Here is a 21,271-nt window from a genome sequence, read left to right on the forward strand (position 1 = left end):
AGCCTCAGAACTCGACGCTTGCGCTGAGCACCAGGTTGCGCGTTTCACCCTCAGCAACGCGCAAATTGCCGCCACTGGAGGTGTAATAGTGCTTGTTAAACAAGTTGTTGAGGTTTAATTGTAAATGCGTTTTTTTACCCAGCAGTTGATTGTCCCAACCAATAAAACTATCCGCGACGGTGTAAGCAGGCAGGGTGAAACTGTTGCTCGGATCGCCCGCACGCGTGCCCATATAACGAACCCCGCCGCCGATACGGAAACTGCCCGGCAACAGATTGAAGCGCAGATCGTGGCTTAAATAGACCGCGCCAGAATTTCGTGGTGCGTTTTGCAGACGGTTGCCATTATTAGTTGGGTCGGTTTTATCATTAACGATTTTCGCCTCGTTGTAGCTGTAATTGGCGCTAATATCCCAGTCAGGATAAATCTCACCGTTAACCTCTAATTCAATGCCACTGGAACGAGCTTTATCTACGGCATAGGTCCCATCGTTTAATGCTAAGGCAACATTGCGCTCATCTATACGGTAGAGCGCAACCGTGGCAAGCAGTGCCGGTGTCATCTGCCATTTGCTGCCGACTTCATAGGTCGTACCCTGTTCAGGAGCTTCAACGTCGCCGTTGTCATCCGGATTAGTCGATGGCGTAAACGATTTACTCAAACTGCCATAGAAAGATACTGTCGGTGTCAGCTTATAAATCAGCCCTGTTTGAGGCAAAAACTTATTACCTTCATCGCTATAAGTCAGTGTGGAATCACTGCCTCTTGATTCGCGTTGTTCGAAGTGCTGATAACGGGCGCCAGCTACCACGGTCCATTGCGACGTCAGGTCAATATTGTCTTTAAAATAGACCGAGCGGTTGTGAATGCGATTGAGCAGATTACTGTCGGCAGTTTTTTCCGTACTGCTGTCGGTGATGGTTGCTAATCCATAAACCGGGTTGCTCAGAGTGAAGTCAGTATTTTTTGTACCGTTATAAGCGTGTGCACGGTAGGTTTGGTTCATTTCATAATCAGTACCGACCACCAGGTTATGCGTCATGCCAAATATTTCGGGCGTACCGATGGCATCCCACGAAACATATTTTGTTTTGTGGTTAAAGCCGCGGAAGGCATCCGGACGTCGCGTAACGACACCGGTGGTTGTATTAATGGCGGTGGTTGTCACGGTATTGCTGTTGTACTTGCGCTGGTTCATCCCTACGGTAACGCGGGTCGACCAAATGTCATTGAACTGATAATCCCAGTAGCTGTTGAAGGTCTGATTACGCCCCCACGCATGGTTGGAATAATCATCCAGACGGGTTTTATAACCGATATTGATCGGTTTCCCATTAATAAATGCCGTGCCGCGATCGTACGGAATATCATACTGATAACTTTCATAGCTGATATTAAAACTGGCTTTTTCGCCATACCACTGTAATGAGGGTGCCAGCAGATTATGTTTTTCGTTGCCGTATCCGCGCCAGTAATTCTGCGCTTGTTTTTCGGCAATCAGACGGAAAGCAAAACCATTGCCCAGTGGGCCGGTAATATCAATATTTCCTGCACCGCCTCCAGTACTGTTGTAGTGTCCACCAACAATGGTGTGCCACTCATATTGCGGTTTTTTACTCACGACATTAATCATCCCACCGGGATTTAAAATACCGTATAACAGCGAAGACGACCCTTTCAGCACTTCAACGTGATCCGTGGTGGCATCAAGATTGAGTCCCTGGCTACTACGGATACCGTCACGGAACACAGAACCATCGGAGTTTGAACCAAAGCCGCGGCGAACAATACCATCTTCCGTCTGGCCCAGCGTATTCGCTTGCGCAGCGCCACTAACAAAACGCATAGCATCGGACAGGGTGGTGGATTGATAATCACTCAGTTGTTTATTTGTCACCACGCTCACCGACTGCGCTTCATTCAGTTTAGAGGTGGGCGTTTTACTGGCGACCGACGTAGTTGGGCTGGAATATCCGGTGTCGGGTTGTTCTGTCTGTTGGGCGGCAGTCACCGTCAAGGTATTATTGTCGGTAGCGGCATAGCTGCCACCTGAAGAAATTAACGCACCACTGTATACCGCAAGCCATATTTTCCCCAAAGGGCGCTTGTGGTGTTGAATATTTTTATATTCATTCATTTCTGATTTTTTTCCCTGGCAATTATCACAAACTGTTTTTTCATACTCTGACGCAATCCTGTCATGCTGCCGGCTGTTGTTGCGCGGAAGTGCGTGATCGGCAGGTCCGGTATTGTTATCAAGACAAGGCGTAGTTGATAATGTAATTGATAATCATTCAAACATGAGGGGATGTAGTAGTAAATATAAATTTTAGCTTTTCCGCTACAGATACCCTCTCCACTCCTCTGGCAACAAAATGGATGTTAACAATACAAATAAATATTTATATTTCATTGCTTTAAATTGATATTTCCTTGCCGGACAATCATCGACAAATTGAAATTAACCTTGCTTTTTTTGCCTGTATTTTTCGCTTTACTACTACATTTTATGCGCGCAGATCGCGAAAGATAATGATACTTATTACTTTTTGCAAGGGTGTATTCCACGTTACCAAACGGCTTATCGTTAACGTCACCCTTCAGCACCGAGCATGATCGGAGGCAGCCTGGAATGCTGCTATAAAACGTGCTGGCATTCGCCGCCGTAATCCGTACCATACGCGGCATACTTTTTGCCTGCTGGCTGATGCCAGCAGGTGCGGTCCCGTCGTTTATTGCGAATCAGATGGGGTTCGAGAATGCGCAGAGGGTGTACCAGATTAATGCTACGGGGATTGAAGAGATGAATAGCAAGCAGGTTAAAATACTGAACGCTACGGTCGCCTGGTAGTGGATTGTGCCCCCGTCATGCCCCTTTTGCTGAAAATCGCTGGCTGAGACAGTAAATAATGCAACAAAATCAAGATAATACAAAAAAAGAGCAGTACAACCTGAACAAACTGCAAAAGCGTCTGCGTCGTAACGTGGGCGAAGCGATTGCCGATTTCAATATGATTGAAGAAGGCGATCGCATCATGGTGTGCCTGTCTGGAGGTAAAGACAGCTATACCCTGCTGGAAATTCTGCGCAATCTGCAACAAAGCGCGCCGGTTAACTTCTCGCTGGTGGCAGTCAATCTCGACCAGAAGCAACCCGGTTTCCCGGAACATGTGCTGCCAGCGTATCTGGATGCACTGGGCGTTGAGTATAAAATCGTTAACGAAGACACCTACTCCATCGTTAAAGAGAAAATCCCGGAAGGCAAAACCACCTGTTCGCTGTGTTCACGCCTGCGTCGTGGTATTCTTTACCGCACCGCGACGGAACTGGGTTGTACTAAAATCGCGCTCGGACATCATCGCGATGACATCCTGCAAACCCTGTTCCTGAACATGTTCTACGGCGGCAAAATGAAAGGTATGCCACCGAAGCTGATGAGCGACGATGGTAAACATATCGTGATCCGCCCGCTGGCCTACTGCCGCGAGAAAGACATCATCCGCTTTGCCGAAGCCCGTCAGTTCCCGATTATTCCGTGCAACCTGTGCGGCTCTCAGCCTAACCTGCAACGCCAGGTAGTGGCGGATATGCTGCGTGACTGGGATAAACGCTATCCTGGACGGATCGAAACCATGTTCAGCGCGATGCAAAACATCGTCCCTTCGCATATGGCCGATATCAATCTGTTTGATTTCAAAGGTATTCAGCACGGTGATGCGGTGGTTGACGGTGGCGATCTGGCGTTTGACCGCGAATCGCTGCCGGTACAACCTGCGGGCTGGCAGCCGGAAGAGGAAGACGCGCCCGATTTAAGCGCCCGTCTCGACGTGTTGCAGATTAAGTAATTTCTCCCGGCACAAAAAAGGCGCGTCGCTTCGGCTACGCGCCTTTTTTATTAACGATGCGGCGGTGGATCGATGATCGGTGGATATTCGGGATCGTACGGTGGATCGGGTTCCGGCAGCGGTTGTGGATGCGGAATCGGCTCCGGGATGGGAGGTGGATCGGTTGGTATGGGATCGGTGGCGTGGAAAGTTTGCATGCCCTTCTCCTGGTTGCGAATGTCCTTTAAGCATAGGAAAAGGTCAGCGGCACTGGCAAACGGGCAAAAAAAAGCCGGCGGATAAGCCGGCGTTGTACGAATCAAATGTGCTATGCAGTAATTCAAAAAAGGAAGTAAGACAATATGGAGCGCAACGCCCATCGCTTGACGTTGCATTCACCTGCGAGAGAGAGTTTGCCCCTGTTGTCGGTTGCGGATATTGACGTCGATCAGTTTTTTTCCGCTTTTTTGCCCTTCTGGCCTTAATTTACAGCGAGTTACCTTTCGATAACCCATTGTTAACATTCGTGATGCACTTATAACCATTTACGCCGTCTTAACCACCAGGCGAGTCCCACTACCAACACCAGCAGTAAAAAACAGAAAACGCTGAAGCCCATATGCCACTCGCCACCCGGTATCCCACCAAGGTTGACACCAAACAGGCCGGTTAAAAAAGTGGTCGGCAGGAAAATCATCGCCAGCAGAGACATGGTGTAAGTACGACGGTTCATCGCTTCCGCCATCACCGACGCAATTTCATCGGTCAGCACGGCGGTGCGCGCCACACCGGCATCCAGATCGTCCAGTCCACGACCCAGGCGATCGGCGATATCCTGCATACGCCGCCGTTCATCATCATCCATCCAGCCGAGCTTCTCGCTCGCCAGTCGCGCATAGACATCGCGCTGCGGGGCCATATAACGTCGCATCACAATCAATTGCTTGCGCAGCAGCGCCAGCTCACCGCGTGGTGGGATCTGCTGATCCATCAGCGCATCTTCCAGCTCGATAATCTTATCGTGCATTTCTTCAATAAATTCGCTGGCGTGATCGGTGAGTGCATCACAAACGTCCACCAGCCAGCTACCACCGTCCACCGGACCGTTACCGTTTTGCAGATCGGTAAGCACTTCATCAATCGCGTACACCTTGCGACGTCGCGTCGAGACAATCAGTTTGTCATTGATAAACACCCGCATCGCCACCAGTTGGTCCGGGCGCGAGTCGCTGTTGTGATTGACGCTGCGCAGCACAATCATAAAGCCATCACCCAGACGTGTAACACGCGGGCGCATGCTGTCGCCCGCCAGCGCATCACGCACCGAGTCGGGAATTAACGGGGTGTTTTGCAACCATTCAGCGCTTTGCTGCTGGGTGTAGTTGAGGTGCAACCAGCAGGGGCGCTCACAATTGACGACGTCAGTGTCCTCAATGGCGATCAATCCCCCCTGACCGTCAAGCTGACAAGCCACAATGGCATCCGAAACCTGCAATGCTTTACCTTCAATGACGTTCACGTACTCGCCTCTCTATCAAAATCAATACGATACAGTCTAGCGTGGCGGCGACGAGTTGCAATCTTCAGGCTGTGAGCAAACATGACAGGCGGCCAGAAAGGCCGCCAGAAAGGTAACTCAGTGTTTAGCAATCCACAGTTCGCGACTGTAGGCCACATCTTCCGGGTTGGTGATCGGGTAGCCCTTCACCCACGGCTTAATCAGACGCCCATTGGTGTACTGATAAATCGGCGCAATCGGGGCCTGCATCGCCAGAATTTGCTCGGCGCGGTTGTAGTCCTGATTACGCGCCTGCGCGCTCGTCTCGTTACTGGCTTTTGCCATCACCGCATCATAATCCGCGTTACGGAAACGCGCGATATTACCGGTATGACTGGAGGTCAGCAGGCTGAGGAAGGTGGACGGTTCGTTATAATCCCCCACCCAGGAGGCACGGATCACATCGAAGTTGCCGCTGTTACGGCTGTCGATGTAGGTTTTCCACTCCTGGTTTTGCAGCGTGACATCAATCCCCAGATTCTTTTTCCACATCGACGCCACCGCGATAGCGATCTTCTGGTGACTTTCTGAGGTGTTATACAACAACGTCAGGTGCAGCGGTTTAGCCGGACCATACCCGGCGGCACTCAGCAGCGCTTTGGCCTGAGCGTTTAACTCCTGCTGACTGTGCTGTTGCAGATAGCTCTGCTGCGGGGTAAAACCTGCGGTGACATCCGGCGTGAAATGCCAGGCCGGTTTCTCACCGGTACCTAACACTTTTTCCGCGATGATGCGGCGATCGATAGTCCATGTCAGCGCTTTGCGCACCCGTACATCCGCCGTTGGGCCTTTTTCGGTGTTAAAGGCGTAATAGTAAGTGCCCAGTTGGTCCGGGGTGTAGACCTGGCCCGGCAGCTCCTTCTTCAACAACGCATACATGTTTTTCGGGAAGGATTCGGTGATATCGATATCACCGGCACGGTAGCGTTTGGTGGCGCTTGATTCTTCATTGATGGGGATAAAGGTGACTTTGGTCAGCACCGAATGGGCGTCATCCCAATAATGCGGGTTGCGCACCAGCACAATTTTCTCGTTCACCACCCGCGACTGAAGCTGATAGGCACCATTGCCGACCAGCTTGCCCGGCGCCGTCCAGCCATCACCGGATTCGGCGATAACTTTTTCCGGCACCGGAAACAAAGCGGCATTGGCAACCATACTTGGGAACCAGGGGACCGGGCGTGACAATGTCACCTTCAGTCGATTGCCATCCAGTGCCGTCACCCCAAGTTTATCGGCACTCATCTGGCCTTTGGTGATGGCCTCGGCATTTTCGATACCACTCAGGGCCGCGAACCAGGCGGAGGGGGAGCTGTTTTTCGGATCAACCAGGCGCTGCCAGCTGTACACAAAATCCTGGGCGGTGACCGGATCACCATTGGACCAGCGCGCATCTTTACGCAGATTGAAAATCCAGGTTTTGTTGTCGTTACTGCTCCAGCTTTGCGCCACACCCGGCACGATATGACCTTGCGCATCCTGATTGGTCAGTCCTTCGAACAGGTCACGCATCACCTGGATTTCCGGCAGACCGACGGCCTTCATCGGGTCGAGCGAGGCGGGTTCATCTTTGATGTGGCGCACGATTTCCTGCACCGGGGCCAACTGCGCCCCGGATGGCACGGAAGCGGCCAACGCCGGTGTGATAGCACCGATAACCATTAAGGCGGCCAGGGTCTTGCGAAACGCTATTTTCATCACCACTCCTTTTACCCGAAAAAAGGCGGCTGCGAAAAAGTGAGGCGCCGCCAGCGACTTTTGGCACTTTATCGCAGATTGATGATTGATAAATAGCTATTTTCTGATGTGCTGTTTACCGTTATGTTGAGGCTGGAGCCACGGTCACACTTCGCATCATGTCTTGAATTGTTGGCACATTAAAACACGCGCGATAAACCGCGCTGCTACGAGGAAGTTTGCTTATGTCGTCACTACACCCGCGCCCGTTGCGCGGCAAGCTGGATGCTGTCTGGCAACAATATGGGCAATCGGTATTGGGTGCCCCGCTGCTGTGGTTTCCTGCGCCAGCGGCAGACGCCGATAGCGGTTTGATCATTGCCGGTACCCACGGCGATGAGAACGCGGCGGTCGCCACCTTGTCCGCCGCCATGCGTACCCTGCCGGAATCCCTGCGCCGTCATCACGTTATTCTGGCGGTGAATCCTGACGGATGTCAGCTGGGGCTGCGCGCCAATGCACGCGGTGTCGATCTCAACCGTAATTTCCCGGCCGCCAACTGGCAAAGCGGTGACACCGTGTATCGCTGGAATAGCGTGGCGGATGAGCGCGATGTGGTGTTGTCGACTGGCGAGCATCCCTCTTCCGAACCGGAAACCCAGGCGTTGTGCCAGCTAATCCATCAACTTAAACCTCGCTGGGTGGTGACCTGGCATGAACCGCTCGCCTGCATTGATGATCCCCATCACAGCGAGCTGGCGCAGTGGCTGTCGCAGCAAACCCAATTGCCGGTGGTGAGCAGCGTCGGTTATGCCACGCCAGGTTCCTTCGGTAGCTGGTGCGACGATATCGGCCTGTTGTGCATCACCGCCGAAATGCCACCGATTTCGGTGGACGAAGCCACCGAAGTCTATCTGGAAACCATGATCAATCTGCTACGCTGGCAGCCGCAGGCATAAGCACACCGTTGGCAAAGTGTAACGACGGTTCCACATCTGCGGCCAGCCAGGTGGGGCCGTCGAGATCGGCGAATTGCGCCAGCGGCGTCAGCGGTAAGGCCGCCCGAATTGCACGCGAGGTGCACAGCATACAGCCGAGCATAATAGCGAAGCCCTGCTGCCGCGCACTGACCGCCAACGCCAGCGCTTCCGTCAGGCCACCGGTTTTATCCAGTTTGATATTCACCATGTCATAACGCCCGCGCAGGGCTGCCAGGCTGTCACGCGTGTGGCAGCTTTCATCGGCACAAATCGGCAGCGGGTGGATAAAATTCGCTAACGTGGCGTCATGCGCGGCGGGCAATGGTTGTTCCAGCATTGCCACCCCGAGGTCGGCCAGCAACTGGCAGCGCGCCGCCAGACCTTCTGCCTGCCACGATTCGTTAGCATCGACAATCAGCGTGGCCTCCGGCACCGCGCTGCGAATGGCGACCAGACGTTCGCTGATAAAGTTATTATCCAGCTTGATTTTCAAAAGCTGCGCACCGTGTTGCCATAACGCCAGTGCGCTACTGGCCATTGCGTCAGGGGTATCGATGCTGACGGTATGGGCGGTGACGATGCGCGATGCCAGAGTGACGCCACATAACTCAGCCAGGCTTTGCTGCTGTTGCTGGCGCTCCAGATCCCACAGGGCGCAATCAATCGCGTTACGTGCTGCACCAGCCGGCAGCGCCTGCTGTAACGCCGCGCGCGTCATACCGTTCTGCAATGGCGTCAGCACTGAGGCGATCTGCGCCAGCACCGAGGCTTCACTTTCGCCATAGCGCGCGTAAGGCGTGGCCTCACCGATGCCGCGAACGCCATTTTCTTCCATTTCCACCACCACCACCTGCGCCTCGGTGCGGCTACCACGCGAAATCACAAAAGGGGAATGCAGCGGCCAAGCTTCCGGATAACTTTTCACCTTTCTCATTATTTCTCCTTAAATCCATCACTTAAATGCGAGCTGGCGCAGTTTCCGCTACGATTTGCCCTCGAAAACCCTTAAAAAATATGTCATAAACAACGGCTATACCTGTTCTGACCAAGTAAAAGTCAGATTTTTTCATCGTTAAAAGGAAATCGTATGTCTCAGAATGTTCACTTCCAGGGCAACCCGGTGCCAGTAGCAGGCCAGTTCCCACAGGCAGGCGCACAGGCTAAACCGTTCTCTCTGGTAGCTAAAGATCTCGCTGATGTGACCCTTTCTCAGTATGCAGGCAAACGTAAAGTCCTGAACATTTTCCCGAGCATTGATACCGGCGTTTGTGCCGCTTCTGTGCGCAAGTTCAACGAACTGGCTGGCAAAGCTGACAACACCGTGGTGCTGTGCATCTCCGCTGACCTGCCGTTTGCGCAGTCACGTTTCTGTGGTGCTGAAAGCCTGAATAACGTGGTGACATTGTCAACGCTGCGCGGTGCAGAATTTAAAGAAGATTACGGTGTGGCGATTGCCGATGGCGCGCTGAAAGGCCTGACCGCCCGTGCGGTGGTGGTACTGGATGAAAACGATAAAGTGATTTACAGCGAACTGGTGAACGAAATCACCAGCGAGCCGAACTACGATGCGGCGCTGGCTGCACTGAACTAAGTCACGGCACTGACCCGTAGCGGCGCGATTTATCGCGCGTCTGATAAAGAATCGCGCGATAAATCGCACCGTTACGGGATCATTCCAGGTTATTCGCTGTCGTTACGCTTCTGGCTCAAGCCGTATTCACGTAACTTGTTGGCAATCGCGGTATGCGACACACCGAGTCGTTTCGCCAACTTGCGCGTACTGGGATAAGAAAGATACAGCCGCGTCAGGATTGAACGCTCAAAACGGCTGGTGATCTCATCCAGCGTACCTTCCATCGCCTCTTCCCCCATGGACACATCCAACGCCTGTTCCGGCAGGACGATATCCTGTGGGCGCAACTCGTATCCTTCCAACTGCGTCATCGCGCGATACAGCGCGTTTTTCAGCTGTCGCACGTTGCCAGGCCAACTGTAGCGTGTCAGGAAAGCAGTCAGTTGCGGTGACAGCCGAGGTCTTGGCAACCCCTGTTCATCGGCAAAGCGCGCGACAAACATCTCGGTCAACGGCAGGATATCCTGCGGGCGCTCACGCAGCGGCGGCAGATTGAGCGTCAGCACGTTGAGACGATAAAACAGGTCTTCACGGAATTCGCCGCGCTGCACCAGTTCCACCAGATTCTTTTGCGTTGCGCAGATCACGCGCACATCCACATGCACCTCGTGTTCTTCACCCACCCGGCGGAAAGTACCATCGTTAAGGAAGCGCAGCAGTTTGGTTTGCATACGCGGTGACATCTCACCGATTTCATCCAGCAACACCGAACCGCCATTGGCCTGCTCGAAGAAGCCTTTTTTGCCTTCCAGCGCATTAGGATAAGCGCCTGCGGCGTGACCAAACAGTTCACTTTCCGCCACGTCATCGGGTAACGAGGCGCAGTTCAGGGCGAGGAACGGCTTCTTGCCGCGCGCGCTGCGCAGATGGCAGGCCCGCGCCAGCATATCTTTGCCGGTGCCGGTGTCACCCACAATCAGCAACGGGGCATCGTGCATCGCCAGCTTGCGCGCCTGGTCCAGCACCTGACGCATTTTCGGCGTCACCGCGACAATATGATCAAACTCCGATTCATCCGTCACAGTCAGATTCTGCAACTGACGTCCCATGCGGGCGGTGGATTTCAGGGTGATCATTGCGCCAACCGGCTGATCGCTCTGGCCCTCTTCTTCCGCCAGATAGATTGGCCGTGCTTCCAGCAGGAAATCACGCCCCTGAATCACCACATGTTGCACTTCCGCTTCCACGCGATCGTTTTCAATCCAGCGTTGGAAGTTAAAACCGCTGATTAAGGAACCGGCATTCTGGTTGCGGATCTTTTGTTCGTCGAGGTTAAACAGGTTTTGTGCTGCCGGGTTAGCCAGTTCGACTTTGCATTTCAGGTCGATAGACAGCACTGGCTCCGGCATCGCCACCAGCAAGGCGCTGAGCGCACGGTGCTCGCGTTCTGACGGCATGTACGCCACGGTACGAACATCTGTCACGCCAGGTGTACGGCGGATCTCCGCCATCAGCGAACTGAAAGATTCGAATTCCAGGGCAGAAAAGTTGAGGTAGATACGGCCAAGCGGGGCAATTTCAATGCCGCGCAGGTCGATATTGCGTGCAACCAGCAGGTCGAGCAGCTCGCGCGCCAGACCGATACGGTCCTGGCAGAAAACTTCCAAACGCATTGCGATGGCCTTAATCAGGTTTTGATTTTAGTGATAATACGCTAACTTGCGACGCCTCAGAAGGGGCCTGTCAGGAAAAGTTGACAGTCAGAGGCAGGCGATGGGCAAAATTGTAACGGAACAACCACGATTAATCCCGTCAAAAATCACAATTAACAAAGAAAATCTCACCTTTCACAGACTTTTTAGTGTGAAAGGTGAGCAGGCAACGATTATTTAGCACTCTGCCCTGCTTTGCCCTCACTTTTGCTCAGGGTTTCTTTCAACTGGCCGATCAGCTCGCGGCGGAAGTCACCCAGTCGCGGTTTATCATCTTCCAGCCACGGCAGCGGGCGGCACAGCTCCATCGCTTTGATGCCAAGGCGTGCCGTCAACAGCCCGGCACCAATCCCCTGTGCGGCACGGGCTGACAGGCGAGCGGCAATATCCTGTGACACCCAATCCATACCCACTTCGCGCACCAGTTCAGAGGCACCGGCAAACGCCATATTCAGCAACACCAGACGGAACAAACGCAGACGACTAAAATAGCCCAGCTCAATGCCGTAAACAGTGGCGATGCGGTTCACCAGCCGCAGGTTGCGCCAGGCGATAAACGCCATATCCACCAGCGCCAGCGGGCTGACGGCGATCATCAGCGTCGCTTCTGCGGCATGGCGACTGATTTCGCGCCGCGCCTGGCGGTCCAGCACTGGCTGCACCAATTGGGCATACAACGTGACGATCTCGCGATCGTTATGGGTTTCATGCAACGCCGCGTGCCAGCGTTGCAACGCCGGATGCGCTTGATCGAGTTGGGCCTGCTGCGCCAGTTTTTCACAGAACGCGCGCGCCTGACCGATGCCGTGGCTGTGCAGCAACTCGCGCCCCACATCGCGCTCCTCCGCGCGCTGGCGCAAGCGATACAACCGACGCCACTCACCAGCCAACGCTCCGGCACCCGCAGCGACAATCAAGCCACCCGCCACGCCGCTGCCCAGCGCAAACCAGTCGTGCGTCAGCCAGGCATCATGCATCCACTGCACCCCCTGGGCCACCACGCTGACAGCAAAAATCGCCAGGCCTGCCCCCACCATTTTGCGCCACAGGCTGCGTTTCGGACGCAGGGCGGCTTCCACCGCTTTTTCACCCGCGCCCTCCTCCAGCGGCTCCTCTTCACGCAGAGCAAGAAAGGCTCCTTCGGCATCAGCGTCGAAAGTCTGCGCGGCACGCAGTGGTTTCTCCACGTTGCTTTCCAGTGGGCGGGCAAAATCAATCCGCGGTTTTAACGGGGTTTCATCGTTCATCGCAATTTATCTCCCAGTAAAAATTCCAGCGCGGCATCCATGCGAATATGCGGCAGCGGACGATCAACATCGAGCTGCTGCGGCCGGAAATGTTCAAACTGAAATCCCTGTTGCTGCCAGAAACTGTGACCTGGCAAACGTGGCGGCACTTCGCCGGGATAAAATGTCAGGGCTTCGCCATCTTCAAGACGATGCCCGCGCAGCGCTGGCAGTTTTTCGCCCCGATGATCCACCAGCCCACTCTCGGTCGCCTGCACTGAGGCCAGGCCAAGACAATCCATGCTGATACCTTCGAACGCCGCGTTTTGCCACGCATCCTGCACCAGTTGTTGTAACAGCGACACCATATTGGCGTGCTGATCGGCGGTGATGTGATCGGCTTTGGTGGCCGCGAATAACAACTTATCGATCACCGGGGAGAACAGGCGGCGAAACAGCGTGCGTTGACCGTAATGAAAACTCTGCATCAGTTGCGTCAGTGCCAGTCGCATGTCATTAAACGCCTGCGGCCCGCTGTTCAGCGGTTGCAAACAATCGACCAGGACAATCTGACGATCAAAACGCAGAAAATGATGCTTGTAGAAGCCCTTCACCACATGCTGGCAATAGTAGTTAAATCGCTGCTGCAACATCGCGTAGTTGCTGCCTGCCGGTGCCTGGCGCTGGATGTCCTCCACCTGCGACCACGGGAAAAACTGCAACGCCGGTGCGCCTGCCATGTCTCCCGGTAAAACAAAGCGGCCAGGCTGGATAAAATGCAGACCCTGGTTTTTGCATTGATGCAGATAATCGGTCCAGGCAGCGGCAATCGCCGCCAGCCGGTTTTCATCAGCAGGAGCATAGGGATCGAGATCGGCACACAGGCTGCGCCACTGCTGCGCCCATATCGCGCGATCGCCTTGCAACAAACCGAGCATCTGCCGCGACCAGCCCGCATAATCCTGTGCCAACATCGGTAAATCGAGCAGCCATTCTCCCGGATAATCGACAATTTCCAGGTACAACGTGGCGGTATCTTTGAAATGCCGCAGTAGCGATTCATCCGGACGATAGCGCAGCGCGAGACGGATTTCGCTGACACCCCGGGTAGGTGTGGGCCAAATGGGCGGCGTGCCATAGAGCTGGGCCAGGCCTTCGTCATAGGTGAAACGCGGCGTACCCAATTCGCGCTGCGGCACCCGTTTCACGCCCAACAGACGCTCTTCGCGCACCACACTGAACAGCGGCAATCGGGAGCCGCTGTGGACATGGAGAAGCTGATTAACCAGCGAAGTAATAAAGGCGGTTTTGCCGCTACGGCTCAGACCGGTCACGGCAAGGCGCAGATGACGATCGACACCGCGATTCACCAACGCCATCAATTCATTTTGCAGTCTTTTCATCGCTCTCCCTGATGAAGCGTGCTGACAGGCGGTTAAACACCTTGCTCAGCAACGGTTCCAGCGCGACCGCCAGTAACAGACGTAACGGACGACGCGCCACCGATTTTACCGCCCAGCCCGCAATGCCGCCAGGCGCGTAAGTGACTGCACTGATAATGATAAATTTCCCCGCCGACTTCAACGCCGGTGCTGCGCGGCGGCGCAGAGTAGAAAAACGTTGGTCAGACAAGGCAACCTCCAGCATCAGATTTGACGAAAACGACTACGCACACTGAACGTTTCCGAGGTGACGTAGCGTTCAATATCCCGCACATGGCGTTCATCGAATTTGAGCGCGTCATCCAGCTCATCCAGCAACTGGCTGGCGCTCGGCGCACGGTCAGCCGGTTCATCATCGGGTTTCACATCCAGCACAAAGCCAAGAATAAAGTAGATGATCAGGGTGAAGCCGAACAAACCAAAAAACATCGACAACACCACAATCACTCGCAGCAGCGTCACCGGAATGTCGAGATACTCGGCCACGCCCGCGCAGACGCCACGCACTTTGCCCTGCTGAGGAATACGCCACAGCTTGCGCCCCTTCAGGCTGTTTCCGCTCATGGCTGCCTCCAGTTCGGGTGTTCTGCATCCAGAATCGCTTCCAGTGCTTCAACACGCTCGCGCATCCGGCGTGCATCCTGGGTCAGCTGCTGCAAACGCTGCATATCGTTTGATGATAGCTCCGCACCGCCGTTGCGTTTGTTGCTGTAGTGGAGCCATAACCAAATCGGTGCGACAAACAGCACGAAGATGGTCAGCGGTATGGCCAGAAAAAGTGCGCTCATTGACTCTCCTTAATCATTTAACCGGTCGCGGGGGCAGCCCAATTATTCGCCGCGATTCATTTTTTCTTTCAGTGCAGCCAACTGCTGGCTGATTTCGTCATCAGCTTTCAATTCTGCGAATTGCTGGTCCAGGCTTTTCGGCTTACCAAAACGCTGGCTTTCAGCTTCGGCTTCCATGTGGTCGATACGACGTTCGAATGATTCGAAACGTGCCATCGCGTCGTCCAGTTTGCCGCTGTCGAGCTGGCGACGTACATCACGCGATGAAGAGGCGGCCTGATGACGCAGGGTCAGCGCCTGCTGACGGGCACGGGTTTCGCTGAGTTTTTTCTCGAGCTCACCAATCTCGCCTTTCATCCGTTCCAGCGTCTCTTCTACCTGCGTCACTTCCTGCTGCAACGCCGCGATTAAATCGGTCAATTTCTGTTTTTCGATCAACGCCGAACGCGCCAGGTCATCTTTATCTTTGCGCAGCGCCAGTTCGGCTTTTTCCTGCCATTCGGCCTGCTGAATATCTGCCTGCTCAATGCGGCGCAGCAGTTGTTTCTTCTCTGCCAGCGCCCGGGCTGAGGTGGAACGCACTTCCACCAGCGTGTCTTCCATTTCCTGAATCATCAGGCGTACCAGTTTCTGCGGATCTTCGGCGCGCTCCAGCAGTGAATTGATGTTAGCGTTCACGATGTCGGCAAAACGAGAAAAAATACCCATAATGATGTTCCTCTAAGTGTCATAGGTTGGCGCAAGGCGCTCATCACTAATACAAAAGCCGTGCCAGTTTTTATCTTATTGAATTAACTACAATTGATTATTTTACACTCTCCACCTTTTCCCTTAAGGTAGTGAAATTGATTAACTGATAGTGAAATTCATCATGGCGAATGGCAACGACAACCTGTTGGGCGAATCTAACAACTTTCTTGAAGTGCTGGAACAGGTTTCCCGCCTTGCCCCACTGGAAAAACCGGTGCTGGTGATTGGTGAACGCGGCACCGGCAAGGAACTTATTGCCAGCCGCCTGCATTTTCTCTCCGACCGTTGGCAAGGCCCGTTTGTCTCCCTGAACTGTGCCGCATTAAATGAAAACCTGCTCGACTCTGAATTGTTCGGCCATGAGGCGGGGGCATTCACCGGCGCACAAAAGCGCCATCTTGGCCGCTTTGAACGTGCCGATGGTGGCACATTATTTCTGGATGAGCTGGCGACAGCACCGATGCTGGTACAGGAAAAACTGCTGCGGGTGATTGAATATGGCCAACTGGAACGCGTGGGTGGCAACCAGTCGTTGCAGGTAAACGTACGTCTGGTGTGTGCCACCAATGAGGACCTTCCTGCGCTGGCGGCGGCGGGAAAATTTCGCGCCGACCTGCTGGATCGACTGGCGTTTGATGTGGTGCAGCTACCGCCGCTACGCGAAAGGCGCAGCGATATTCTGGTGATGGCGGAACACTTCGCGATTCAGATGTGCCGTGAGTTGGGCTTGCCGCTGTTTCCCGGTTTCACCGAACAGGCGCAGCAGACGCTATTAAATTACGGCTGGCCGGGTAACGTGCGTGAGCTGAAAAACGTGGTGGAACGTTCGGTTTATCGCCATCACAGCGTCGACGCTCAACTGGATAACATCATTATCAATCCGTTTGCGCCGCGAAATACGCCTGCGCCCGATGTGGTCAGTGGAGAAAGTGGCGTGCCTGCCCTGCCACTCGATTTGCGTCAATGGCAAAATCAGCAGGAGCGCCAACTGGTTGATCGCAGCCTCGCAGAGGCGAAATATAATCAACGCCGTGCGGCCGACTTGCTGGGGGTGACCTATCACCAGCTACGGGCGATGATGAAGAAGCACGGCATAAAAACAGAGTGAAAACCTATTTTATTCATATGATTAGATCATATTTTTAGGTGATTTTATGGCGAATTTCTCAAAATATAATTGACTTAATTTGTTTGTATCTTACCTTTCCGGCTCATGAGCTGCTTTGAGCGAACAGCGGTCATTTGTAATTGCTTCAGTATTTTTGGCACATGTTATTCAACGGGGAAAGGTCTTGTTTTTTTAGGCGATGCAGGAAGCGGGGTGGCACCACCGAATTGAAACTCACGAGAAGCCACTCGACTGGAGTTTTGGTGGTGCCGATTCAGCTGGCCCGAAAGACTCATCACTTCCGGGTGTCTGGTCTTACATCAAAAACCGCGCACGAACAGGATTACTCAGTACCTTCTACAAGTGTAAACGTGCCCGTTGCTGAACGGAGACGAATGATTTTCGCAGCCTGATAGGCCGGGCTTTCGTAGAAGTTTTTAGCGTCTTCATAGGTTTTAAATTCAAAAATCATGTGCTGTTCATGATGCTCACCTTCAAGATTTTCAAACTGGCCTGACCATGCAATGATTTTCGGATCGAATTCTTTGACGGCTTCGTCTGCAGCCCGGACATAATGACCAAAGGCCTGTGGGTCAGTGACGGTAAAGTGTGCGATTAGATAACCTTTCATTTTTTTCCCTTAAAACATTATTGGTGTTAGCAAAAGCCCGGGGGATGAAACTTCAACAGCGTTGTTTAATTACGTTGCTTTCAGCGCCTGTAAGGCGCGGGATATCGGGTTACATTCTGATGTTCAATCATCCAGCCAGGGTAATAAGGCGGAAGCGCACTGACAGAATTCAGGCGTTCAAGATCATCTTCGCTGAGGATGACATCCGCTGCGGCCAGGTTATCTTCAAGTTGCTCAATGCGTTTCGCACCCAGAATGACGCTGGTTACGTGAGGTCTGGAAAGTAGCCAAGCTAGCGCAATGCGGCTGACTGTGACGCCATGAGTTTCAGCAATCGCCCGCATCTGAGTGACACAGTCCCATGCCAGTGCAAGGTTGACCGGCGGGAAATCAAAGTGAGTTCTCCGTGAATCCTCCACTGACGGTGCGCCCGGGCCATATTTTCCCGACAGCAGGCCACCTGCAAGCGGTGACCACACCAGCAGCCCCATGCGCTCATCCTGCACCAGCGGCACCAGTTCACGCTCAATATCTCGACCGGCAACCGAATAGTAGGCCTGGAGCGTCTCGAAACGTGTCGCATGCAGCGCTTCACTCAGGCCCATGGCTTTACCTAATTTACCTGCTGGCCAGTTGGATACACCGACGTAACGAACCAAACCCTGCCGGGTCAGGTCATCCAGAGCGCGCAGCGTTTCTTCAACAGGGGTAACGGTGTCATTTGAATGAATCTGGTAAAGATCGATATGGTCAACCTGAAGGCGCTCCAGGCTTCTCTGAACCGAATCCATAATGTGCCCACGCGATGCCCCTTGATCGTTAGGTTTATCACCCATGGCACCCGCCGTTTTGGTCGCCAGAACGATCTTGTTTCTTTCTAAGCCCAGATCTTTTAATGCCTGACCAACCCTGCGCTCGGACTGACCATAGGAGTAAATATCTGCGGTGTCGATGAAATTAACACCGGCGGCAAGCGCAGTAGCGATAAGCTTGTTCGCCTCGTCCTGGTCGAGCGCACCAATGGCTGACCAGACGCCCGCATCGGCGTTACCGCCAAGCGTCATTGTGCCAAGGCATAGCTCTGAGACAAAAAGACCCGTACGGCCAAGTTGGTTATATTTCATCAGTGTGATCCTGAATTTTTAACGGTATTGGCCCCTGCAAGCGTGCAACCCGAGACCATTGAACAGTTAAAGCTGTGATGATTTACCCTGCAGAAATTGCTGAGCCAGTCTTACAACACGACGACCGTAAGAGCGGGCGGTTTCAAGGTCGCCCACCGACATTTCTTCAGGTGACGCATCTGCATCAGTCTGAGCCATTGCGCCAATTGAGGATCCCATACGGTTTAAATCATCGCGCACTGAGGCCTTAGTATTCGCGGGTTTGATGTCCATGTTTACCCATATACCGCCATGCTGACCGGCCAGTAAAAAGAAATACTCAAGCGTATTGAGTTTGTCGCCGTTAATGCTTGCGCTGTTGGTGAATCCCCCAAAAATCTTGTTCTGCCATTTGTTTGTAAACCAGGCCTTGGATGACTCATCAGCGAACTTCTTAAACTGCCAGCTTGGCCCGCCCATGTAGGTTGGAGAACCAAACAGAATGGCGTCAGCATTATCAAGTTTTTCCCATGCCCCATCAGCCAGATTCCCCTGTGGGTCAATAACCAGCAATTCTGCACCTGCGCCTTCTGCAATAGCCAAAGCCATGCGTTCGGTGTGACCGTAGCCGGAGTGGTAAACAACGACTGCTTTAACGTTTGAAATTTCCTGAGTCATGTCGGGGGCCTTTTAAATTGATGTCTTGGGACGATGTTGTGTTTGATTAGCTTATTGAGTAAAGGCTAGAGTATAAATAACTAAAAAATGAACTAACTGTTATCCATATGGAGAACAATGAAGAACCTCGATGCACTCATGATCTTTTCGCGGGTAGCCGAAATGGCGAGTTTTACCCGCGCAGCTGAAAGCCTGGGAACACAAAAGGGTCGGGTATCGGCAGTCATTCGCGAACTTGAGCAGGAGATAGGTGTTGCGCTGCTTCACCGCACCACGAGAAGTGTGCAACTTACTGAAGATGGCAGACTGTTTTATTCCCGCGCCCGGGATTTGCTCGCAGAAGCGGAGGAGTTGAAGCATCTCTTTGCGGGACAGGACACCCTGCTCAGGGGTAAGCTTCGGGTAGACATGCCAACCGAACTTGCACGCAGCATGGTGGTCCCCGCACTCCCGCAGCTTTTAACGAAACATCCTGAGCTGGAGCTGGAATTGTCCAGCACTGACAGACGAGTCGATCTTGTCCAGGAAGGCTTTGACTGTGTTATCCGCCTCGGCCCGGTATTTGATGAAACGTTGATTGCGCGAAAGCTCGGCAAGCTGCGAATGGTGAATGTGGCAAGTCCCGTTTATCTGCGTCGCTATGGCGTTCCACAATCCATTGACGATTTAATTAATCAGGGGCATCAGATGGTGCATTATACGCGCCTGTTCGGTTCGCGGCTTTCTGGATGGGAATATCCTGAAGGAGAGGGCTATTCGTCACTTCCACTTCCTGGAACGATGCAGGTCAACAGCGTGCAAACCTATCATGAAGCCGGACTTGCTGGCATAGGGTTAATTCAGGCTGGTCACTGGGCGCTAAAACACCACATAGAACGCGGTTCCTTGGTTGAAATACTGCCTCACCTGCGCCCCTCCCCACTTACCGTTTCACTGGTTGTAGCCCACAGAAGAAATCTTTCTCACCGTGTCAGGGCGTTCACTGGCTGGATCGAAACGGTAATAGCACCTTGGTTAGATAGATGAATGATGTAAAACCGATTAATCAGCTCAAATAATTTTGTTGGGTAATGATGATGTCCGCTGTTGGCAAGAGCGGAAGTAGATCCCAGCCCTAAAGCCTTACTTTACGACGGGCAGATCCGAAAGTCTGGTAGTGTATGCCGGTGATAACATTTCACGCTTCATCTCCCACGCCTTAAGAATCCCCTGCCCCGCAAACCAGATTTTTCCCTTCCCACTTTGATTAAGTCCATCAACAACCCGCATCAGCGCCTCACTATTAGTCTGTGGCTGGAATTCATCAAAGAGATTAAGCTGCGCCACGCCCTGGCTGAAAAAGTTGCCCAGCATCACACCTGCTTTCATGTACCGGTGTCCGGGTATCCATATACTTTCTAATGCCTCCATCGCCACCCGGATAATGTCACGCGTATCGTTTGAAGGCGTGAGCAATTTTCCCATTGCCTGGTTGCCATAGAACACCTCATTTTCTGCGTGGGGGCTGGTTCGAAGGAATACAGCTATCTGCCGACAATATTGTTTCTCACCTCTCAGCTTTTCGGCTGCTCTTTCGGCATACGCGCAAATTGCCTGGCGCATTTCCACATAATCAGTGATGCGGTGACCAAAGGAACGCGAGCAGACAATCTGCTGCTTTGTCGGCGCAAACTCTTCCATTGCCAGGCATGGTTCGCCGCGCAGCTCTCGCACCGTGCGTTCCAGCACCACATTAAAATGCTTCCTGATAATCCAGGTGCTTTGTTCTGACAGGTCTTTAGCGGTCGTGATGCCCATTGCATTAAGTTTTTTACTGATGCGGCGGCCAACGCCCCACACATCCTCGACCGGCACCAGCGCCATGAGTTTTCGCTGACGGTCAGATGGGTATCGCGTTTGATACGTGCGCGTACCTGTCGCCCAAACTCTTCCAGTGAATGATTCCTCTCCATTCCTGAAAGATTCATGAAAGCCTCATCGATGGAGTAGATTTCCACTGCCGGTGCCATTTCCTCAAGGGTGGACATGACCCGGTTAGACATGTCGGCATACAACGAGTAATTCGAACTGAACACCTGCACTTTGTGGCGGCGTAGCTCCTTCTTCATTTTGAAATATGGGTCGCCCATTTTGATACCCAGCACTTTCGCCTCTATGTTATTTGGAATTGACTATATTTCATACAATCGATTCTCAGAGGGTCACGCCGTGCAAAGGAAGC

General features: G+C 53.2%; 20 protein-coding genes and 2 pseudogenes. 6 read left to right on the forward strand and 16 right to left on the reverse strand.

Annotated elements, in window-relative coordinates:
* Positions 1–4: 4 nt before the first annotated feature.
* On the reverse strand, positions 5–2,137 hold the full coding sequence (locus tag AC6I8R_RS10395) for a TonB-dependent siderophore receptor (protein WP_021183140.1): 2,133 nt from the start codon (positions 2,135–2,137) through the stop codon (positions 5–7).
* A 485-nt stretch (positions 2,138–2,622) separates the two neighbouring features.
* On the opposite strand from AC6I8R_RS10395, the pseudogene AC6I8R_RS10400 reads away from it, so the two are divergent.
* Positions 2,623–2,851, forward strand: a pseudogene (locus AC6I8R_RS10400) (site-specific integrase); the annotation flags it as partial.
* Between the two features lie 58 nt (positions 2,852–2,909).
* Positions 2,910–3,845 carry a tRNA 2-thiocytidine(32) synthetase TtcA gene (ttcA, locus tag AC6I8R_RS10405; protein WP_415173707.1) on the forward strand — a complete coding sequence of 312 codons (936 nt, stop codon included), beginning with the start codon at positions 2,910–2,912 and terminating at the stop codon, positions 3,843–3,845.
* Between the two features lie 50 nt (positions 3,846–3,895).
* Here ttcA and AC6I8R_RS10410 read toward each other — a convergent pair whose 3' ends face one another.
* The 3 genes from AC6I8R_RS10410 to AC6I8R_RS10420 form a co-directional block, all read right to left on the reverse strand.
* Positions 3,896–4,042 carry a hypothetical protein gene (locus AC6I8R_RS10410; protein WP_415173706.1) on the reverse strand — a complete coding sequence of 49 codons (147 nt, stop codon included), beginning with the start codon at positions 4,040–4,042 and terminating at the stop codon, positions 3,896–3,898.
* 317 nt (positions 4,043–4,359) lie between these two features.
* Entirely contained in the window at positions 4,360–5,343 is a 984-nt protein-coding gene (zntB, locus tag AC6I8R_RS10415) for a zinc transporter ZntB (RefSeq protein WP_415173705.1), read from the reverse strand.
* A 117-nt stretch (positions 5,344–5,460) separates the two neighbouring features.
* A complete protein-coding gene (locus tag AC6I8R_RS10420) occupies positions 5,461–7,080 on the reverse strand; it encodes a peptide ABC transporter substrate-binding protein (RefSeq protein WP_415173704.1) in 1,620 nt (539 codons plus the stop codon).
* 224 nt (positions 7,081–7,304) lie between these two features.
* Between AC6I8R_RS10420 and mpaA the strand changes: the two genes are divergently transcribed.
* Positions 7,305–8,018, forward strand: coding sequence for a murein tripeptide amidase MpaA (gene mpaA, locus AC6I8R_RS10425; protein WP_415173703.1), 714 nt, complete (start codon positions 7,305–7,307; stop codon positions 8,016–8,018).
* Here the strand turns inward: mpaA and ycjG are convergent.
* Complete coding sequence (gene ycjG, locus AC6I8R_RS10430; RefSeq protein WP_208723496.1) at positions 7,987–8,973, reverse strand: L-Ala-D/L-Glu epimerase; 987 nt, start codon at positions 8,971–8,973, stop codon at positions 7,987–7,989. The two genes, mpaA and ycjG, sit on opposite strands and share 32 nt — an antisense overlap.
* A 153-nt stretch (positions 8,974–9,126) precedes the next feature.
* On the opposite strand from ycjG, the gene tpx reads away from it, so the two are divergent.
* Positions 9,127–9,630: a thiol peroxidase gene (gene tpx, locus AC6I8R_RS10435; protein ID WP_021183132.1), complete on the forward strand. Its 504-nt coding sequence runs from the start codon at positions 9,127–9,129 to the stop codon at positions 9,628–9,630.
* An 89-nt stretch (positions 9,631–9,719) separates the two neighbouring features.
* Here the strand turns inward: tpx and tyrR are convergent, their stop codons facing one another.
* The 7 genes from tyrR to pspA all read right to left on the reverse strand — a co-directional run bounded on the left by tyrR (position 9,720) and on the right by pspA (position 15,488).
* Complete coding sequence (gene tyrR, locus AC6I8R_RS10440; protein WP_021183131.1) at positions 9,720–11,285, reverse strand: transcriptional regulator TyrR; 1,566 nt, start codon at positions 11,283–11,285, stop codon at positions 9,720–9,722.
* A 212-nt stretch (positions 11,286–11,497) separates the two neighbouring features.
* A complete protein-coding gene (locus AC6I8R_RS10445) occupies positions 11,498–12,571 on the reverse strand; it encodes a TIGR01620 family protein (protein ID WP_497832223.1) in 1,074 nt (357 codons plus the stop codon).
* The gene (locus tag AC6I8R_RS10450; protein WP_497832224.1) at positions 12,568–13,953 is read right to left on the reverse strand and encodes a YcjX family GTP-binding protein; all 1,386 of its coding nucleotides are present in this window, start codon (positions 13,951–13,953) and stop codon (positions 12,568–12,570) included. The genes AC6I8R_RS10445 and AC6I8R_RS10450 overlap by 4 nt, the downstream gene beginning before the upstream one ends.
* Positions 13,934–14,182, reverse strand: coding sequence for a phage shock protein PspD (pspD, locus tag AC6I8R_RS10455; RefSeq protein ID WP_021183127.1), 249 nt, complete (start codon positions 14,180–14,182; stop codon positions 13,934–13,936). Before pspD ends, AC6I8R_RS10450 begins: the two co-directional genes overlap by 20 nt.
* A gap of 14 nt (positions 14,183–14,196) precedes the next feature.
* On the reverse strand, positions 14,197–14,556 hold the full coding sequence (gene pspC / locus AC6I8R_RS10460; RefSeq protein WP_021183126.1) for an envelope stress response membrane protein PspC: 360 nt from the start codon (positions 14,554–14,556) through the stop codon (positions 14,197–14,199).
* Complete coding sequence (pspB, locus tag AC6I8R_RS10465; protein WP_013509216.1) at positions 14,553–14,780, reverse strand: envelope stress response membrane protein PspB; 228 nt, start codon at positions 14,778–14,780, stop codon at positions 14,553–14,555. Before pspB ends, pspC begins: the two co-directional genes overlap by 4 nt.
* 42 nt (positions 14,781–14,822) lie before the next feature.
* Positions 14,823–15,488 (reverse strand): phage shock protein PspA, encoded by a 666-nt coding sequence (pspA, locus tag AC6I8R_RS10470; protein ID WP_021183125.1) that lies wholly within the window; start codon positions 15,486–15,488, stop codon positions 14,823–14,825.
* 163 nt (positions 15,489–15,651) lie between these two features.
* On the opposite strand from pspA, the gene pspF reads away from it, so the two are divergent.
* Positions 15,652–16,638 carry a phage shock protein operon transcriptional activator gene (gene pspF / locus AC6I8R_RS10475; protein WP_415173700.1) on the forward strand — a complete coding sequence of 329 codons (987 nt, stop codon included), beginning with the start codon at positions 15,652–15,654 and terminating at the stop codon, positions 16,636–16,638.
* A gap of 343 nt (positions 16,639–16,981) precedes the next feature.
* Here the strand turns inward: pspF and AC6I8R_RS10480 are convergent, their stop codons facing one another.
* The 3 genes from AC6I8R_RS10480 to AC6I8R_RS10490 all read right to left on the reverse strand — a co-directional run bounded on the left by AC6I8R_RS10480 (position 16,982) and on the right by AC6I8R_RS10490 (position 19,050).
* Positions 16,982–17,269: a DUF1330 domain-containing protein gene (locus tag AC6I8R_RS10480; protein ID WP_415173699.1), complete on the reverse strand. Its 288-nt coding sequence runs from the start codon at positions 17,267–17,269 to the stop codon at positions 16,982–16,984.
* An 80-nt stretch (positions 17,270–17,349) separates the two neighbouring features.
* Positions 17,350–18,393, reverse strand: coding sequence for an aldo/keto reductase (locus AC6I8R_RS10485; protein WP_497832225.1), 1,044 nt, complete (start codon positions 18,391–18,393; stop codon positions 17,350–17,352).
* A gap of 66 nt (positions 18,394–18,459) precedes the next feature.
* Positions 18,460–19,050 carry a flavodoxin family protein gene (locus AC6I8R_RS10490; protein ID WP_415173697.1) on the reverse strand — a complete coding sequence of 197 codons (591 nt, stop codon included), beginning with the start codon at positions 19,048–19,050 and terminating at the stop codon, positions 18,460–18,462.
* 117 nt (positions 19,051–19,167) lie between these two features.
* Between AC6I8R_RS10490 and AC6I8R_RS10495 the strand changes: the two genes are divergently transcribed.
* Positions 19,168–20,076: a LysR family transcriptional regulator gene (locus tag AC6I8R_RS10495; RefSeq protein WP_415173696.1), complete on the forward strand. Its 909-nt coding sequence runs from the start codon at positions 19,168–19,170 to the stop codon at positions 20,074–20,076.
* A 96-nt stretch (positions 20,077–20,172) separates the two neighbouring features.
* Here AC6I8R_RS10495 and umuC read toward each other — a convergent pair.
* A pseudogene (umuC, locus tag AC6I8R_RS10500) lies at positions 20,173–21,218 on the reverse strand (translesion error-prone DNA polymerase V subunit UmuC); the annotation flags it as partial.
* Between the last annotated feature and the right edge of the window lie 53 nt (positions 21,219–21,271).

Source organism: Pantoea sp. X-Soil-OKNW-713 (assembly GCF_059730685.1).

Coding starts and splice junctions, on each gene's coding strand:
- AC6I8R_RS10395 (WP_021183140.1), bottom strand. CDS start 2,137: ATGAATGAATATAAAAATATTCAACACCACAAGCGCCCTTTGGGGAAA.
- ttcA (WP_415173707.1), top strand. CDS start 2,910: ATGCAACAAAATCAAGATAATACAAAAAAAGAGCAGTACAACCTGAAC.
- AC6I8R_RS10410 (WP_415173706.1), bottom strand. CDS start 4,042: ATGCAAACTTTCCACGCCACCGATCCCATACCAACCGATCCACCTCCC.
- AC6I8R_RS10420 (WP_415173704.1), bottom strand. CDS start 7,080: ATGAAAATAGCGTTTCGCAAGACCCTGGCCGCCTTAATGGTTATCGGT.
- mpaA (WP_415173703.1), top strand. CDS start 7,305: ATGTCGTCACTACACCCGCGCCCGTTGCGCGGCAAGCTGGATGCTGTC.
- ycjG (WP_208723496.1), bottom strand. CDS start 8,973: ATGAGAAAGGTGAAAAGTTATCCGGAAGCTTGGCCGCTGCATTCCCCT.
- tpx (WP_021183132.1), top strand. CDS start 9,127: ATGTCTCAGAATGTTCACTTCCAGGGCAACCCGGTGCCAGTAGCAGGC.
- tyrR (WP_021183131.1), bottom strand. CDS start 11,285: ATGCGTTTGGAAGTTTTCTGCCAGGACCGTATCGGTCTGGCGCGCGAG.
- AC6I8R_RS10445 (WP_497832223.1), bottom strand. CDS start 12,571: ATGAACGATGAAACCCCGTTAAAACCGCGGATTGATTTTGCCCGCCCA.
- AC6I8R_RS10450 (WP_497832224.1), bottom strand. CDS start 13,953: ATGAAAAGACTGCAAAATGAATTGATGGCGTTGGTGAATCGCGGTGTC.
- pspC (WP_021183126.1), bottom strand. CDS start 14,556: ATGAGCGGAAACAGCCTGAAGGGGCGCAAGCTGTGGCGTATTCCTCAG.
- pspB (WP_013509216.1), bottom strand. CDS start 14,780: ATGAGCGCACTTTTTCTGGCCATACCGCTGACCATCTTCGTGCTGTTT.
- pspA (WP_021183125.1), bottom strand. CDS start 15,488: ATGGGTATTTTTTCTCGTTTTGCCGACATCGTGAACGCTAACATCAAT.
- pspF (WP_415173700.1), top strand. CDS start 15,652: ATGGCGAATGGCAACGACAACCTGTTGGGCGAATCTAACAACTTTCTT.
- AC6I8R_RS10480 (WP_415173699.1), bottom strand. CDS start 17,269: ATGAAAGGTTATCTAATCGCACACTTTACCGTCACTGACCCACAGGCC.
- AC6I8R_RS10485 (WP_497832225.1), bottom strand. CDS start 18,393: ATGAAATATAACCAACTTGGCCGTACGGGTCTTTTTGTCTCAGAGCTA.
- AC6I8R_RS10490 (WP_415173697.1), bottom strand. CDS start 19,050: ATGACTCAGGAAATTTCAAACGTTAAAGCAGTCGTTGTTTACCACTCC.
- AC6I8R_RS10495 (WP_415173696.1), top strand. CDS start 19,168: ATGAAGAACCTCGATGCACTCATGATCTTTTCGCGGGTAGCCGAAATG.